This window comes from Nonomuraea aridisoli (genome assembly GCF_003236395.1).
Classification (GTDB): Bacteria; Actinomycetota; Actinomycetes; order Streptosporangiales; family Streptosporangiaceae; genus Nonomuraea; species Nonomuraea aridisoli.
Window position 1 is genome coordinate 1 of sequence record NZ_POUD01000069.1, and the last position, 15,564, is coordinate 15,564.

Consider the following 15,564-nt stretch of genomic DNA (forward strand, 5'->3'; position numbering starts at 1 on the left):
TTGGCATCGGTCGATGATCAGGCGACGGCACCGGCGCCCGGCAGGAAGCGGCCGGAGCGGAGGTCCAAGGGCCGGCCGTTCTCGGCGACGAGGGTGCCGCGCAGGTAGGTGCGGACGACCCGTCCCGCGTTGATGGCCGACCGGTACGGCACCGCGGCTTACGCGTCGCTGAGCGGGGCCCTGGCGTTGCCGATCACGGTGGCGAAGGCGGTCGCGCCACTGCTGGCGGCCGGACTCGCCCAGGTGGCCGGCCACCCGGCCGTGATGGGAGCGGTAGCCGCCGCCTGCGCCCTCGGCGCCCTGTCTTTGATCGCGTACGAACGAGACGGCCGCCCCCGCGACGAAGCCGCCGACAGCGAACTCTCCGGCGCGGGCCGGCCTACTGGCGACACCGCACCCTTCAGCAGCAGCCGACCTCCCGGCGGAGGTGAGCCCTCCCGCGACAATCGGCCTCCTGGCAACAGCGAACCCTCGGGCGGAAGCCGACCTTCCAACGACACCGAACCTTCAGGCAACAACCAACCTTCAGGCGACGGCGGTGGTCGGCCTTCCAGCGACATCGGGCCCTCGGGCGGTGTCGGCCGCCCTGAGCCGAGCCATCCCTCCGGCGGCGACGCACCTATCCGTGACCGCGAACCTTTCCGTGGCGCCGACCGCCTCGGCCCGGGCCGTTCTGTCGGCGACGGCGAGCATACTGACGGCAGGCGTTCCCCCGGTGACGAGCGTTCCGGTTCGGGCCCTCCTACGGGCGGGGCCGAGCGCACGAGCGGCGGCGGGCGTTCTGCCGGTGGCGGGCACCCGAGCTCGGGCCTTCCTACTGGCGGTGGCGGGGAATCGTGACGGCGTGCCGGCACGAACCCTCCTGCCGGAGACGGCGGAAGGACGAGCAGCACCGAGCGCGCCGACGGCGGTGGGCGAGCCGGCGGGGCGTTCCTCCGGGCGATGGGGAGCGTGCCGGCGGCGGTAGGCGGACGGAAGCCGCGTCGTTCCGGTGACGGTGGTGGCGTATGGAGGCGGCGTCGTTCCCGTGACGGCGGTGGGCGTACGGAGGGGGCGCAGGCGTGAGTACGGTAGTGCGTACCGGCCGATTCGCGGGCCGCGGAGGCCGCGTCCGCCGTCGGCGGAAATGACGATCCGTTCACCCCCGAACACGTAAGGTAGCCGCATGGATACCCCCTCCGACGTTCTGCACCGCGTGTTCGGCTACGACTCGTTCCGGGCGGGCCAGCAGGAGATCATCGACCACGTCGTGGACGGCGGCGACGCGCTCGTCCTGATGCCCACCGGCGGCGGCAAGTCGCTGTGCTACCAGATCCCGGCGCTGGTCCGCCGCGGCGTCGGCGTGGTCATCTCCCCGCTGATCGCGTTGATGCAGGACCAGGTCGACGCGCTGCGGGCGCTGGGCGTGCGGGCGGGGTTCCTCAACTCGACGCAGGGCTTCGACGAGCGGCAGCTCGTCGAGTCGGAGTTCCTGGCGGGCGAGCTCGACCTGCTCTACCTCGCGCCCGAGCGGCTGCGCCTGGAGGCCACGCTGCGGCTGCTGGGCAAGGGCGACATCTCGGTGTTCGCCATCGACGAGGCCCACTGCGTGGCGCAGTGGGGTCACGACTTCCGCCCCGACTACCTGGAGCTGTCCAAGCTGCGTGAGCTCTGGCCCGACGTGCCGCGCATCGCGCTGACGGCCACCGCCACTCCCGCGACCCACGCCGAGATTTCCTCCCGGCTCGGCCTCGACCAGGCCCGCCACTTCGTGGCCGGCTTCGACCGGCCCAACATCCACTACCGCATCACCGCCAAGAGCGAGCCGAAGCGCCAGCTCCTGGAGTTCCTGCGCGAGGAGCATCAGGGCGACTCCGGCATCGTCTACTGCCTGTCGCGCTCCTCGGTGGAGAAGATCGCCGAGTTCCTCAACGACAACGGCATCGCCGCGGTGCCCTACCACGCGGGCCTCGACGCCGCCACCCGCGCCCACCACCAGGCCCGTTTCCTGCGCGAAGACGGCCTGATCGTGGTGGCCACGATCGCGTTCGGCATGGGCATCGACAAGCCCGACGTGCGGTTCGTCGCCCACCTCGACCTGCCCAAGTCGGTGGAGGGCTACTACCAGGAGACCGGCCGGGCGGGCCGCGACGGCCTGCCCGCCACCGCGTGGATGGCCTACGGTCTGCAGGACGTCGTGCAACACCGGCGCATGGCGCTGGAGGGCGACGACGCCCACCGCCGCCGTCAGGTGCTCCACCTCGACGCGATGCTGGCGCTGTGCGAGACCGTGAGCTGCCGCCGGGTGATGCTGCTCGACTACTTCGGCCAGCAGGGCTCGCAGCCGTGCGGAAACTGCGACACCTGCCAGACCCCGCCCGAGTCGTGGGACGGCACGGTCGCCGCCCAGAAGGTGCTGTCCGCCGTGTGGCGGCTGGCCAACGAGCGGCGGCAGAAGTTCGGCGTGGGGCAGGTGGTCGACATCCTGCTCGGCAAGAAGACCGCCAAGGTGCTGCAGCACGGCCACGACACGCTGAAGGTCTTCGGCGTCGGCGCCGACCTGGGCAACGCGGAGTGGCACGGCGTGGTGCGGCAGCTGCTGGCGCAGGGGCTGCTCGCGGTGGAGTCCGACTACGGGGCGCTGGTGCTGACCGAGGCGAGCTCGGCCGTGCTGAAGGGCGAGCGTCAGGTGCTGCTGCGCCGCGACACCCTGCGCCCCGCCCGCGCGAAGGTCTCCTCCCCCGCCAAGGGCCAGGCCGCGGCCGAGCTGCCGGCGGAGGCCGCCCCCGTCTTCGAGCGCCTGCGTGCCTGGCGCGCCGGGGTCGCCAAGGAGCAGGGCGTGCCGGCGTACGTCATCTTCCACGACGCCACGCTGCGCGAGATCGCGACCCGCGCCCCGTCCTCCCTGTCCGAGCTGAGCACGGTCAACGGCGTCGGCGAAAACAAACTCGCCAAATACGGCGAACAAGTCCTCGAAACGCTACAGGCCACCACGTGACCCTGGTCGAACATCCACAGGGATGTGCGCAGGCGAATGGCACCCCGAACACGGCAAGGCGATCACCGCATGCAGGTGACGCCTTGAGTCCGGCCCAAGGCGATCACCGCACGCACGCGACGCCCTGAAGACCGCCCAAGGGGATCACCGCACGCGCGTGACGCCTTGAACAGGGTCGAAGGAGATCAGCGCATGCGAGTGGTATCCCTGCACACGGTGGACAGGGGATGTGGCCACCCGCTCGCGTAATGGGGCTCGCCGGTCTGTTGGCGTCCGAGTGAGCTGCGCGTGTTGCGGTGGCGTTCGGTGGGGCGGGGCGGGTGAACGGCCATCCATCGCTACGCCCCATTGGCGCGTGATCACGCTGGTACTGGGGTTGGCGTCGGCTGGCCGCGGCTCTTCCTCCAGGATGCGCCGTTCGGTGGCGGCGGCGTCCGGGGGTTGAGGCCGGCGCGGATCGTTCGCGACGGGCATGCCGCCGTGCCTCAGCGGGCAGGCGGCCGGTTGCCGTGCAGGCAGCGGCCCGTTGCTTCATGGCGTGGTCGGCGGTTCGTTCCGGTAGGCGTGGTGGAGCAGGTGGACGAAAGATGGGGCTTCGGGCAGGGGTACGGGACCGATGCGATGTACCGGCACGCCGGGGGTCCATGAGTTCATGACCACGGCGCCCGACAGGGCCGGCAGGTCGGTGAGCGTGATCTCCTGGACGCGCTGGGGCACGCCGAGGCGATCCAGCCGGCGGCGGACGATGGCCATCGTGGTGCCGCCCAGCATCGCGGCCTCGGGCCACACCACCGCGGTGCCGTCCCAGAAGGCGAGGTTCCAGATCGATCCTTCGCTGAGCCGGCCCCGACGGTCGACGAAGGCCGCGTCGTCGAAGCCTTGGTGGGCGGCCTGGCGGAGGAAGTAGGTCTTGGCCACCTCTCCGACGTGCTTCACGGCCGGGAGCACCCGTTCGTACTCGACGGCCGCCAGGGCGAGCGGTCCTCGCGGGCCGGAGGCGGCAGGTCCGGTGCGGACGAGCAGTTCCGGCTCCACGTCATCCCCGGCCACGGTGAATTCGCCCGCCGGCGAGTACACCGTCGCCGTCAGCGACAGATCAGCCGGGCCGGCCTGAAGCGCCGCCCGCAGGCAGGTCCGTACCCGATCGTCGGGCAGGGCCCGGCCGAAGAGCTCCATGGAGGCGGACCGCAACCGCTCCAGGTGGAGATCGAGACCGCGTACCCGGCCCTCACGCACCTGCATGGCGGTGAAGTGGGCATAGCCCGCGAAGGCGAGCGGCGCCAGCTCCTCGGCGCTCGCCGCGCGACCATTACGTTGCACGACAAAAGTGGACATGTGGCACTCCCGCAAGACGACATCGAAGGACGACCGGACCGGAATGGTCGCCACGGAGGCGACGTTAGGGCTTCACATCGATGACAAGGTCAACCTGTGGTTGGGGCGGGGTCACATGCTGATCGGGGAATTGTCGCGGCGAACCGGGGTCAGTACGCGGCTGCTGCGCTATTACGAAGCGCAGGGGTTGCTCGACGTCAGGCGTGGGTCCAACGGTTATCGCCACTACGACGACGACTCCGTGGTCACCGTGCGGCAGGTGCGCGCGCTGCTGCGGGCGGGCCTGTCCACGGAGGTGATCCGTGAGGTGCTGCCGTGCGCGCGGGGCGAGCGCCCGGACATCGAGTGGTGCGCGGAGCTGTGGGACATCCTCAACGACGAGCTGGCGGCCATGGACGACCGCATTGACGACCTCCAGCGCAGCCGCAGCACTCTCGCCGGCTTCCTGACGCGATCCTGATCGAGCCCCGCGGGGTGGTGGCGACGGCCGCACGAAGAACGGTCGTCGCCACCACGTTGGCCGGCCCGTCCGCGGCCGTCAGGGTCCCGCCTTGTGCGGGCCTGGCCGGACGGGGTCGCGCCCTCGGCACGGTGTCCTGCGTGGTCGTCCCGGGATGGCCGGGCCCATCGGTGTCATCGTGTCGGCGGGGACGTGCGTGGTTCGCCCACCGGCGCCCATAGGGAACGCCGTGACTTTTCCTCTAGGAGATCGTACGACCTGTGAGGCGGTGATGCGGAGTCGAAACAGGTCAATTATGGGCGAACCAGTCAGGGTCGCGACCGAGGTGGGCGAGCAGGTGGTCCTGCGCGGGCGCGTACGCGGGCACGGCCACCGGCGGGGCGAACCTGGACAGGCGGTCGGCGCACGTCACGAAGAGAAGGGCCAGGTCGAGCAGTTCCTCGGCCATGAGGGGCGGGATCGGACGGTGTTCGCCGCACGCTCTGGCCACGTCCCAGCCGTGCACGGCGATCTCGATCGCGCCCGCCGCTGCCACCATCGGGCCGGTCAGCCGGCGATCCGCGACGCAGACCGTCCCGGCGCCGCCGCCGTCTCCCGCGGCCGTCCACCGTCCCAGCATCTCGGTGGCCCCGTCCCTGACGAGCAGCGCCGGGTTGGCGCCGGTCGGCGCCGGGTCGCGCGGGTCCTCGGTGGTGTGGGGGCAGCCCGCGACGTGGCCGGTGGCGGCTTGGGTCAGGGTGTGAAGGGAGTCGTCCAGGTGTTCCAGCAGGTGGCGGAGGTTCCAGTCCGAGCAGGGTGTGGCGCGGCAGAGGGCGGCCGGGGTGACGCTGTGCAGGCTGCCGAGGGTGTAGTCGATCGCGCGTTCCAGGAGCGCCACGCCTGCTGCCAACGGTCGTCCGTACTCGCCCATATCGCCTCCTTGCCAAAGGAGACCCGTACGTGCGGGGAAAGTCATCGGCCCGCAGAACCTCCCGAGCTGTTGCGGAGTGGTGAGGGTGAGGAGGTTCGATGGTGACCAGAGCATGGATGGGTGGGGTGGCGGCGCTGCTGCTGGCGGGCGTGGGGCTGATGTCCGCGGGGTGCGGCGCCGGGACACCGGCCACCGAGCGGGCAGCGGGGTCGAATCCCAGCCCAAGTGGCGGCGAGGGCCCAGTGTCGAGCACGGGCGCGGCACCGAGCGCCAGTGCGGGGCCGAGCACGAGTGCGGGGCCGAGCGGCGGTTCGACGCCCAGTGCCGGTGCGGGGGCGCGGCAGGGCGACGGGGCCAGTCCTGAGGCTCGGAGTGGGAGTGGCAGTCCTGTGCCGGTGGTCGCCGGTGGCGGGTGCAACGGGAGCAGGGTGATCCTCGGGGAGGGCTTCCCCGAGGTGAAGGGGACGTCGCGGGACGCCGAGCTCTGGGGGCTGCTGTTCGTCAGGGATGCGCCGCTCTCCCGGGTCAGGAAGTCAAGATCGTGTGGCGGATGACCGGCGAGGGGCCGCTCACGATCAAGGCCACCCTCCCGGACGGTACCGCCGCCAAGCGGACCTGGGGCCCGGAAGAACACGGATGGTCGAGCTGGGAACGGCCGGGAGACGAGTGGGGCACCGGGTTCGTGTTCCCGAAACCCGGGTGCTGGAAGATCGAACTCACCCGCGCCCAAGGCAAGGGCCACGTCTGGCTCCCCGTCGCCTCACGCCCGAGCAAGCCCGTTCCCCATCGCCCGGTCTACGAACGAATCCCCGGACGAGCCGGCTCTCCCGTCGGCGGATGCCCGAGCGAGCCCGCTTCCCGTCGGTCGGTCCGTGAGCGAGCCGGCCGCCGTCAGAGGGGGGCGTCAGGGCAGGGTGCGGGTCAGGAAGGTGGTGACGTCGTCGAGGACCTCGTCCTTGTTGGTCTCGTTGAAGACCTCGTGGCGGGCGGCGGGATAGATGCGCTCGGTGAAGTCGGTACCGCGGGCGGCCTCGATGCCGATGCGGCTGCCCGCCGGCGGCACCAGCTGGTCGTCCTCGCCGTGGATCCACAGGGTGGGCAGGGCGCCCAGCGTGCCGCTCTTGCGGATCGTGTCGAGCATGGACGACAGGGCCTCCAGGGTGCGGCGCTTGAAGGGGCCGTGCCACACGAGCGGGTCCTCGCCGTACGCGGCCCCGACCGACAGGTCGCGTGACAACGTGGCCGGGTCGATCGGGGTGTCCGGCGGCTCCGGGTACGCCAGCAGCTCGGTCAGGACCTGCCACTCCCCGATCACCGGCCCGGACAGCACGAGGGCGGTCAGGCCGGAGCCGTACCGCTGGGCGTAGCGGGCCGCGATCATGCCGCCCATCGAGTGGCCGATCAGCACCACGGGAACGCCCGGGTGCTCGGCCCTGGCGCGCTCCTCGACGGTGTGGACGTCGGTGACCACGTCCTCGTAGTCGTCGATGAGCACCCGTTCGCCCTCCGACCTGCCGTGACCCATGTGGTCGGGGCCGTAGACGGCGGCGCCGTGGCGGACGAGCCGGTCGGCCACGTACTCGTAGCGGCCGATGTGCTCGCCGTATCCGTGGCAGAGGAGGGCGATGTAGCGCGGGTCGTCATGGGGCCATTCGCGGACCGTGACGCGGCCCCTGGTGCCGGTGAAGGTGTGCTCGCGGGACTCGGCCATGCTCTGCTCCTACGCTGCTTCGCTCCGGGGCTCGAAAGTACGCCGTCCGCCCAGGATCGTCCACCCGCGCTGGGAGACTGGAGAGGTGATTCCACTGCCGATCAGAGAGATCGCGCCGGGGGCGGTGCACCTGCCCGGGTGGCTGACGCTCGGCGAGCAGCGGCGCCTGGTCGAGGCGTGCCGCGCGTGGGCGAAGGGGCCGGTGCCGATGCGGCACACCGTGCTGCCCCGGGGCGGGGTCATGTCGGTGCGGACGGTCTGCCTGGGCTGGCACTGGCAGCCGTACCGGTACACGCGGACCGCGGACGACGTGAACGGCGAGCCGGTCGCCCCGCTCCCCGAGTGGCTGGCGGATCTGGGCCGCCGCGCCGTCGCCGACGCCTACGGCGCAGCGGACGCGTACGACCCCGACACCGCGCTGATCAACTTCTACGACGGCCAGGCCAAGATGGGCATGCACCAGGACAAGGACGAGGAGTCGGACGCCCCCGTGGTGTCGTTGAGCATCGGCGACGCCTGCCTGTTCCGCTTCGGCAACACCGAGACGCGCGGCAGGCCGTACACCGACGTGCGGCTCGAGTCGGGTGACGCGTTCGTGTTCGGCGGGCCGTCGCGCTTCGCCTACCACGGCGTGCCGAAGGTCTACCCGGGCACCGGCGATCCGGCGACCGGGCCGGCCTCCGGCCGGCTCAATCTCACCCTGCGCGTCACCGGCCTGCGGTGACGTAGCCGAACTCGTCGTCGGAGAGCGTGCGGCGCAACGTCCGCAGCACCTTGGCCGGGTCGTCGCCGGGGAACTCCACGTAGTACGGCTTCCCGTCGCGGCCGAACGTGATCGCCGAGCCACCCTCCCACTCGCCGAGCAGGTCGGCCCCGTGCTCGAAGGCGCCGTCGGGCTCGAACCCGAGCGCGCGGGCGTGGTCGATGGAGCCGAGCACGAGGTGCTGAGCCAGGTCGAACGGCGCCTCCTGCCAGCCTCGGTAGTCGCTGAAGAAGTATTCGCGGAACTGGCTCAGCATGCGGTCGTCGATCACGTCGGGACCGATGGCGCTCTTCACGCCCATGCAGTAGACGTCGGCGAGGTAGCCGCAGACGCGCAGCTTGTCATAGCCGTGCCGCCGCGCGACGAGCACGCTGACCATGCCGCCGCCGCCCGACTCGGGCTCCTTGTCCACCCAGCCGCGCGCCGGATCGACGCCGAGCCCCTCGCTCCAGCCGACGTTGATCCAGCACCCGGCCACCTCGGCCGCGCCGGTGTCGGGCGTCTCGGCGGCGATGGCGCGCACGAGCGGCGCGACGACCGACGGGGCGACCTTGAGCGCGCGGGCGATCTCCTTGGGCGACTTGCCCTGCCGGCGCAGCTCTCGTACCTGGTCCTTCAGTGTCATTGAGGCAGCGTAGCGCGGCTATGAGAGGCGGCGGGCTAGCCAGGCCAGCGCGAGCGGGTAGCGGTATTCGATGCCGCCGTGGCCGGCGTCGAACAGCTCGAAACAGACCCGATCATCCGGTACGCCCGCCGCCTCGATCGCCCGGCGGAACGCCACGGCGCCGAAATCCAGGAAGTACTCGTCCCGTTTGCCGGCGTCCACCCAGATCGCGCGCATCGACCGCAGCGCCTCGGCGTACTCCGGCCGGCCGGCCATCGTGACCGGGTCGCGCTCGACCCAGCGCCGCCACACCTCCGGCACGACCGCGCCCGTGTCGTCGAACGGCAGGCGTACGGTGCCGTCGTCGTCGGCCGAGTAGGCGGCCGCGTAGGCGTACGTCTCCAGCAGTTCGAGGTCGCCCTCCTTGGTGCCGGCGAGCCTGCCGCGGAAGTCGGCCAGGAAGGTCTCGTACGAGCCGTCGTACATGTCGCGCAGCCTGCGGGCCAGGTCCGGGAAGCGGGGACGGTTGCAGACCTCGAACAGCGCGTCGCCGGCGTGCGTGGCCAGCGCCCCGAACACGTCGGGGGCCAGCATGGCGGTGACCATGGCGCCGTAGCCGCCGCTCGACTTGCCGGTGACCGCGCGGTGGTCGCGGTCGGGGATCGTCCGGTAGTGCTCGTCCACCCAGGGCACGATCTCGTCGCGCAGGTACGCGTAGTAACGGCCGGTGGCGGGCGAGTCGAGGTACTGACTGCCGCCGAGGGACGTCCAGGCGTCGACGTACACGACGATGACAGGCGGCACGTCGCCGGCCGCGAAGACCGCGTCGGCCAGCTCCGGGTAAGGCTGCCGGAACGGCGTGCGGTTCAGCCACATGGCGACGTGACCGGTGTAGCCCTGCAGCACGTAGACGACCGGGTAGCGGCGATCCGGCGCGTCGTCGTAGCCCGGCGGGACGTACACCATGAGCGGCCGCTCGTGCGGGTCGCCCAGCGGGTTGCCGCGCAGCAGGGCGCTGTCGACGACGTGGTGGTCGAGACGGCCGGCCAGTTCGGCGGACCAGGGCAGCATGGGATCTCCTCACTCAGCCGGCGAGACTCAGCCGGTGGGACTTAACCGGTGGGACTTAACCGGTGGACGACGTCACGGTGTCGACGCCCGCCTGGCCGACGGATCGCCCCGAGACCAGCACGAGGGCGATGTTGCGCAGGTCGGCGAGGCGTTCGAGCGGATCGCCGGCGACCGCTATGAGGTCGGCCCGTTTGCCGGGGTCGAGGCTGCCGGCGACGTGTCCGACCCCGCAGGCGTCCGCGGCGCGTACGGTGGCCAGCTCGATGATCTCCGCGTTGCCGTGGCCCGCCATCGCGAACACCTCCAGACCCCCGACGTACCCGTCGGTCTCGTTGGCGATGCCGCCGACGGCGAACCCGGAGTCGGTGCCGGCGACGAGCCGGACACCGGCCTCGCGCATGGCGCTGACGCCGGCCAGCCACGCGTCCAGCATCTCGGCGCCGTGGACCTTGCGGATGCGTTCGAACGCGCCGTGCACGGTCGGGCAGACGTACGTGCCGCTCGCCGCGACCAGGTCGGCGAGCGCGGGATCGTAGCGGTGACCGGACGGGGTGAAGAACGAGCAGTGTTCGATGGTGGTGACGCCGGCCTCGACGGCGCTGCGGATCGCGGCGTGCGCGTGGGCGTGGGCGGCGACGCCCTTGCCGCGGGTGGCGGCCTCCTCGACGACGACGCGGAGCTGCTCGGTGCGGTACTGGGGGATCCAGCTGGGCGGCGCGCCCGGGGTCATCTGGCCGCCGGAGGCCATCACCTTGAGGCAGTCGGCGCCGGCGCGGAGGTTCTCCCTGGCGACGCGGCGGATGGCCGGCTCGTCGTCGGCCTCGCCGCCCATGTACCAGCAGTGACCGCCGGTGATCGTGATGGGCCGGGTGGCGGCCACGATGTGCGGGCCGACGGCCAGGCCCTCCTCGATCGCGTCGCGTAAGGCGATGTCGAGGAAGCCGCGCGCGCCGAGGTCGCGGGCGGTGGTGACGCCGGCGGAGACGAGCTTGCGGGCGTTCTCGGCCATGCGCAGCAGCAGGTGGTGGTCGCTCTCGGGGCTGCGCCGGGTCACCGGGTGGACGCGGTCGTCGAACCCCAGGTGGACGTGGGCGTCGATCAGCCCCGGCAGCACCGTGTGGCCCGGCAGGTCGAGCACGTCGCCCTCCCCCGCGTGCCCTCTCGGGCCGACGGAGACGATCGTCGCCCCGTCGACGAGGACCTCGCCGTCCTCGATGACTTCCCCGGGGCGTCCCGTGAGCACCTTGGCGGCGCGGATGATCCTCATGCGTCCCAGCGTGCCACGCGCCTTAAGGAGGTGAGAAGGGCATCGTAAGCACCGGCGGGCACCGTGGAGGCGTCGCCCAGAGGAAGGACCGCCGCCATGACGCCGACCGCCGAGTACGTCATCACCCGCCTGTTCGACGCTCCCCGGAAGGCGGTGTGGGCCTCCTGGACCGAGCCGGAGCGGTTCTCGCGCTGGTTCGGGCCGCCGCCGCTGACCACGCCGGTGGGCCGGATCACCCTGGACGCCTGGCCGGGCGGCGTGTGGCGGGCCACGCTCGTGGGCGAGGAGGGGTTCGAGGTGACGCTGGACGGAACGTACCGCGAGGTGGTGCCGCAGGCGCGGCTGGTGTTCACCACCGGCGACCCCGACGCGCCCGGCGACGGCCCCGCCTCCGTGGTCACCGTCGAGCTGACCGACGCGGACGGCGGGACCGAGATGCGCTTCCACCAGTACGGCGTCAACACCGACGACCGGCACGCCGAGCAGGCCAGGGCGGGCTGGATCGAGTTCTTCGACCGCCTCGCCGCCGACCTCGAACGCGGGTCATAGCAGCTTCTCGACGTCGTCCAGCTTGCCGGCGGCCCCCTGCGCGTACGCGGCCTCGAACGCCTCGTCGCCGAGGGCCGCGCGGGCCCGGGAGGCGGCGCGGTCGATGTCGTGACGCTCCGACAGGCCGGCCGGCGTCTGGTTGTGCCGCCTGGCGGCGTCCGCCAGCCCGAGGAGCCTGGCCGCCTGCTCGGGGCTCGCGGCGGCCGCCGCGCCCTCCACGGCGAACACCGTCGTCGCGGGGTCGCCGACCTTGCGCGCCAGGCCCAGCGCCTCCAGGTGCAGCCGCATGGCCGCGTCGGCGTCGCCGCGCAGCTCCGTGAGGTAGCCGAGCTCGATCAGGGTGTCCGGGAGGTGCATCGCGAAGTCGCCGCCGGGGTCGCGCGACAGCCCTTCGAGCAGGTGGTTCAGGTGCTTCTCCGCCAGGTCGTACCGCCCGGCCCGGCGCGCGGCGAAGGCGAGACCCATCTCGGCCATGCTCGTGTTCCGCGAATAGCCCTGGGCTGTGGCCAGCTTCAGCGCCCGCTCGCAGATCTCGACGGCGGTGTCGTAGTCGCCCTTGCCGAGCGCGACCCAGCCGAGCCAGGCGGTGTGCGAGGCGACCTCCGGCCACAGCCCCAGGTCCTCCGCCATCCGCAGGCCCTCGCCGAACAGCCGGGCGGCCTGCTCGGCGTCCTTCCTCATCTCGGCCAGCGAGGCCAGCCACTCGGTGGCGCGCAGCAGGCCCCACCGGTCGCCCAGCTCGGTGAACAGGCGGGCGCTCTCGGTGCCGATCCGTTCCAGGGCCTCGTGGTCGCGGCGGGTGAAGGCGTCCATGGCGTGCCGGACGAGCGCGACCGCGACGCCCCACTTGTCGCCGACCTCCCGGAAGGTGGCCAGTGCCCGCTCCGTCAGCTCCTGCCCGGTCGCGATGTCCTCGACGTGCATGCCGACGAACACCTCGGCCCTGGCCCGTTCGCGCCGGTCGGGGACGGCCTCCAGCACCGGGCGCCAGTCGACGTGCTCGCCGGCGAGCAGCGCGAACGCGGCCTGCCAGGCGGCCGCCCGCGCGCGTACGGCCTCGACGCCGGGCGTGGGCGGCACGGACAGGGCCGTCTCCAGCGAGCGCCGGGCCTCGGCCGGCCTGCCGCGCAGGAACCAGTACCAGGCGAGCGCGTTCACCAGCCGGGCGGCGGCGCCGGCGTCGCCGTGGGCCACCGCCGTGTCGAGGGCGGCCCGCATGTTGGCGGCCTCGGCGTCCAGGCGCAGCAGCCAGTCGCGCTGGTCGTGCGCGTACAGCTCGGGCTCGGCGCGTTCGGCGAGCTCCAGGTAGTGGCGCAGGTGCGCGAGGCGTACGCGGTCGAGCTCGCCGGCGTCGGTCATCCGGGCCAGGCAGTACGCGGAGACCGACTCCAGCAGCCGGTAGCGCATGCCGGTCGGCGCGTCGGCGACCACGACGAGCGACCGGTCGACCAGCCGCGCCAGCAGATCCAGCACGTCCAGCTCGGTCCCCGCCGCGTCGCCCGGCCCTGGACCAGCCGGGTCGCCGTAGGCGGGCGTCGGCGCCGCGTCGGCGACGCCGGCGAGGGCGCAGACGGCTTCGGCGGCCTCCAGCGTGCAGCCGTCGGCGTGCGCAGCGAGGCGGCGCAGCACCCTGCGTTCGTCGCCGGACAGCAGGTCCCAGCTCCAGTCGATCACCGCAGTGAGCGTCTGCTGCCGGGCCGGGGCCCCGCGCTGCCCGGAGGCGAGCAGCCGGAACCGGTCGTCCAGCCGGGCGACCACGCCGTGCACGCCGAGCGCGCGCACCCGGGTCGCGGCCAGCTCCAGCGCCAGCGGGATGCCGTCGAGCCGCCGGCAGAGCTGCGCGACCGCCTGCGCGTTGGAGGCGTCGAGCGAGAACCCGCGGGCGGACGCGGCGGCCCTGGCGACGAAGAGCCGTACGGCGTCGGAGCGGGCCATGGTGGCCAGGTCGGCGGCGGCGGGCACGCCGAGCGGCGGCACGCTCCACAACACCTCGCCGGCCACGGCCAACGGCTCGCGGCTGGTGGCCAGGACGCGCAGCTCGGGACAGCCCCGCAGCAGCGTCTCGGCCAGCTCGGCGACCTGCTCGACGACGTGCTCGCAGTTGTCCAGCACGAGCAGCGCGCGCCGGGGCTTGAGCGCGGCGACCAGGTGCCCGGCCGGGGAGCCGCCGGAGGCGTCCTCCCTGATGTCGAGGGCCGCGATGACGGCCTCGGCGGGCGACCGGGACGACTGGTCGAGCGCGACGAGCCAGGCGCCGTCCGGGTACGTGTCGAGCAGTCGGCTCGCCACCTCCACCGCCAGCCTGGTCTTGCCGACGCCGCCGCTGCCGGTGAGCGTGACCAGCCGTTCCTCGGTGACCAGCGCGCTCACCTCGGCCAGGGCCTCCTCCCGGCCGATGAGCCTGCTGACGGAGGCGGGCAGGTTGGTCACCGGGCGTTCCGCGGGCACGCTCAGCGCCGGGTCCTGGCCGAGGATCGCCTGGTGGAGGGCGACCAGCTCGGGCCCCGGGTCGAGGCCGAGCTCCTCCGACAGCCGTTCGCGCAGCTCGCCGTAACTCGCGAGGGCCTCGCTCTGGCGGCCGGCCCGGTAGAGGACGCGCATATGGACGGCGCGCAGGCGTTCCCTGAGCGGGTGGCGGGCCACCAGGTCGCCCAGCTCGCCGACGAGCAGGCCGTGCTCGCCGAGCTCCAGCCGCGCCTCCGCGTGCTGCTCCAGCGCCGACAGCCGCTGCTCCTCCAGTCGGAGGATGGCCGAACGGGTGTACTCCTCGTCGGCGAAGTCCGCGTACGCCGGGCCGCGCCACAGGGCCAGCGCGCCGGCCAGCAGCTCGGCCTTCGTGCGCGGGCTGGTCGCGGCCTCGGCCTCGGCGAGCAGGCCGGCGAACCGGGCGGCGTCGAGCGCGCCGTCGTCGCAGCGCAGCAGGTAGCCGGGTGCGCGGGAGACGACGAGGTTCTTGCCGCCGGGCTCGGCGTCCTCGAACGCCTTGCGCAGCTGCGAGACCCGCACCTGCAGCGCGCCCGCCGGATTCGCCGGCGGCTCGTCGCCCCACAGGTCGTCGACCAGCCGGTCCACCGAGACCGGATGGCCCTCGTGGACGAGCAGGTCCACCAGCAGCGCGCGTACCTTGAGGCCGGGGATCGTGACGGGCTCCCCCGCGTCGGTCCAGACGGCCAGTGGGCCCAGCACCCCGAATCGCATGCTCGCCACCTTATGCGGGCCCGTACCGGCAATGCCGCCCTTTTCCCGGGCGTCCCTTTTGCGGGGGTTCAGCCGGCCAGGATCGCGGAGACCGTCCGGCGGATCGTGTCCAGGTCGACGTCCTCGGCCAGCGTCTCGGGCTCGGGCGCGGCGTCGCTCACCTCCTCCACGTTGAGCAGCCTGCGCAGCAGCCGGGGCAGCACGGTGCGGCCGAGCAGGTCCTCCGCGAGCGCCGCGCCCTCCGCGCGGTCCATCCCGAGCCGTTCGGCGAGGTAGCCGCCCAGCCGCTCGTAGGTGCTGGCGAAGACGGCGTCGAAGTACGCGCGCGAGCTGCCGGGCAGCCGTTCGGCCTCGGCGATGCTCAGGCGGCAGGTCCGCACCTGCGGCTCCCACGCCATCAGCTGCAGGAACCGGCCGCAGAACAGCGTCACCGCCTCCATGGGGTCCTCGGCGTACGCGTCAGGGGTCTTCAGCCGGCCCAGGTACAGCTCACGCACGAGGTCCATGACGGCGAGGAGCAGCTTGTCCTTGCTCTCGAAGTGCGCGTACAGCGACCTTTTGGACGTTCCCGCGCGGACCGCGACGGCGTCCATCGACGCGCGTTCGTAACCGGTCTCGAGGAACACGTCCTTGGCCACGAACAGGATGTGGCGGCGGAGTTCCTCGCCACGCCGCTGGGTGCTCATGGGCGTCCCAAAAAAGTAAACGGTACGGTAGAG

At 72.5% G+C, this 15,564-nt stretch carries 13 protein-coding genes; 4 read left to right on the forward strand and 9 right to left on the reverse strand.

Going from position 1 to position 15,564, the window contains the following annotated elements; genetic code table 11:
* Positions 1-17: 17 nt before the first annotated feature.
* Positions 18-152: a hypothetical protein gene (locus tag C1J01_RS53110; protein WP_268958720.1), complete on the reverse strand. Its 135-nt coding sequence runs from the start codon at positions 150-152 to the stop codon at positions 18-20.
* A gap of 1,013 nt (positions 153-1,165) precedes the next feature.
* Here C1J01_RS53110 and recQ point away from each other — a divergent pair.
* Positions 1,166-2,977 carry a DNA helicase RecQ gene (gene recQ / locus C1J01_RS18360; protein WP_111180199.1) on the forward strand — a complete coding sequence of 604 codons (1,812 nt, stop codon included), beginning with the start codon at positions 1,166-1,168 and terminating at the stop codon, positions 2,975-2,977.
* A gap of 531 nt (positions 2,978-3,508) precedes the next feature.
* Here recQ and C1J01_RS18365 read toward each other — a convergent pair.
* Positions 3,509-4,312 carry an aminotransferase class IV family protein gene (locus C1J01_RS18365; protein WP_111180200.1) on the reverse strand — a complete coding sequence of 268 codons (804 nt, stop codon included), beginning with the start codon at positions 4,310-4,312 and terminating at the stop codon, positions 3,509-3,511.
* Here C1J01_RS18365 and C1J01_RS18370 point away from each other — a divergent pair.
* The gene (locus C1J01_RS18370) at positions 4,311-4,772 is read left to right on the forward strand and encodes a MerR family transcriptional regulator (protein ID WP_328589647.1); all 462 of its coding nucleotides are present in this window, start codon (positions 4,311-4,313) and stop codon (positions 4,770-4,772) included. The two genes, C1J01_RS18365 and C1J01_RS18370, sit on opposite strands and share 2 nt — an antisense overlap.
* 289 nt (positions 4,773-5,061) lie before the next feature.
* Here the strand turns inward: C1J01_RS18370 and C1J01_RS18375 are convergent, their stop codons facing one another.
* Both C1J01_RS18375 and C1J01_RS18380 read right to left on the reverse strand, forming a co-directional pair.
* The gene (locus tag C1J01_RS18375; protein WP_181448828.1) at positions 5,062-5,682 is read right to left on the reverse strand and encodes a TIGR03086 family metal-binding protein; all 621 of its coding nucleotides are present in this window, start codon (positions 5,680-5,682) and stop codon (positions 5,062-5,064) included.
* A 904-nt stretch (positions 5,683-6,586) separates the two neighbouring features.
* On the reverse strand, positions 6,587-7,393 hold the full coding sequence (locus C1J01_RS18380; protein WP_111180202.1) for an alpha/beta hydrolase: 807 nt from the start codon (positions 7,391-7,393) through the stop codon (positions 6,587-6,589).
* An 85-nt stretch (positions 7,394-7,478) separates the two neighbouring features.
* On the opposite strand from C1J01_RS18380, the gene C1J01_RS18385 reads away from it, so the two are divergent.
* Entirely contained in the window at positions 7,479-8,117 is a 639-nt protein-coding gene (locus C1J01_RS18385) for an alpha-ketoglutarate-dependent dioxygenase AlkB family protein (RefSeq protein WP_235854515.1), read from the forward strand.
* On the opposite strand, the gene C1J01_RS18390 is transcribed toward C1J01_RS18385, so the two are convergent.
* Genes C1J01_RS18390 through C1J01_RS18400 form a run of 3 tightly spaced genes read right to left on the reverse strand, consistent with a single transcriptional unit; the run spans position 8,101 to position 11,098 of the window.
* Positions 8,101-8,781: a helix-turn-helix domain-containing protein gene (locus C1J01_RS18390; RefSeq protein WP_235854516.1), complete on the reverse strand. Its 681-nt coding sequence runs from the start codon at positions 8,779-8,781 to the stop codon at positions 8,101-8,103. The two genes, C1J01_RS18385 and C1J01_RS18390, sit on opposite strands and share 17 nt — an antisense overlap.
* A gap of 18 nt (positions 8,782-8,799) precedes the next feature.
* Positions 8,800-9,831: an alpha/beta hydrolase gene (locus C1J01_RS18395; protein ID WP_111180203.1), complete on the reverse strand. Its 1,032-nt coding sequence runs from the start codon at positions 9,829-9,831 to the stop codon at positions 8,800-8,802.
* Positions 9,832-9,886: 55 nt separating this feature from the next.
* Positions 9,887-11,098 (reverse strand): amidohydrolase family protein, encoded by a 1,212-nt coding sequence (locus C1J01_RS18400; RefSeq protein ID WP_111180204.1) that lies wholly within the window; start codon positions 11,096-11,098, stop codon positions 9,887-9,889.
* Between the two features lie 96 nt (positions 11,099-11,194).
* Between C1J01_RS18400 and C1J01_RS18405 the strand changes: the two genes are divergently transcribed.
* Positions 11,195-11,647, forward strand: coding sequence for an SRPBCC family protein (locus C1J01_RS18405; RefSeq protein ID WP_111180205.1), 453 nt, complete (start codon positions 11,195-11,197; stop codon positions 11,645-11,647).
* On the opposite strand, the gene C1J01_RS18410 is transcribed toward C1J01_RS18405, so the two are convergent.
* Together C1J01_RS18410 and C1J01_RS18415 are read right to left on the reverse strand one after the other, a co-directional pair.
* Positions 11,642-14,845, reverse strand: a complete 3,204-nt coding sequence (locus tag C1J01_RS18410) for an AfsR/SARP family transcriptional regulator (RefSeq protein ID WP_111180206.1) — start codon at positions 14,843-14,845, stop codon at positions 11,642-11,644. The genes C1J01_RS18405 and C1J01_RS18410 overlap by 6 nt on opposite strands.
* A 68-nt stretch (positions 14,846-14,913) precedes the next feature.
* Positions 14,914-15,531 (reverse strand): TetR/AcrR family transcriptional regulator, encoded by a 618-nt coding sequence (locus tag C1J01_RS18415; RefSeq protein WP_111180207.1) that lies wholly within the window; start codon positions 15,529-15,531, stop codon positions 14,914-14,916.
* Positions 15,532-15,564 lie beyond the last annotated feature (33 nt).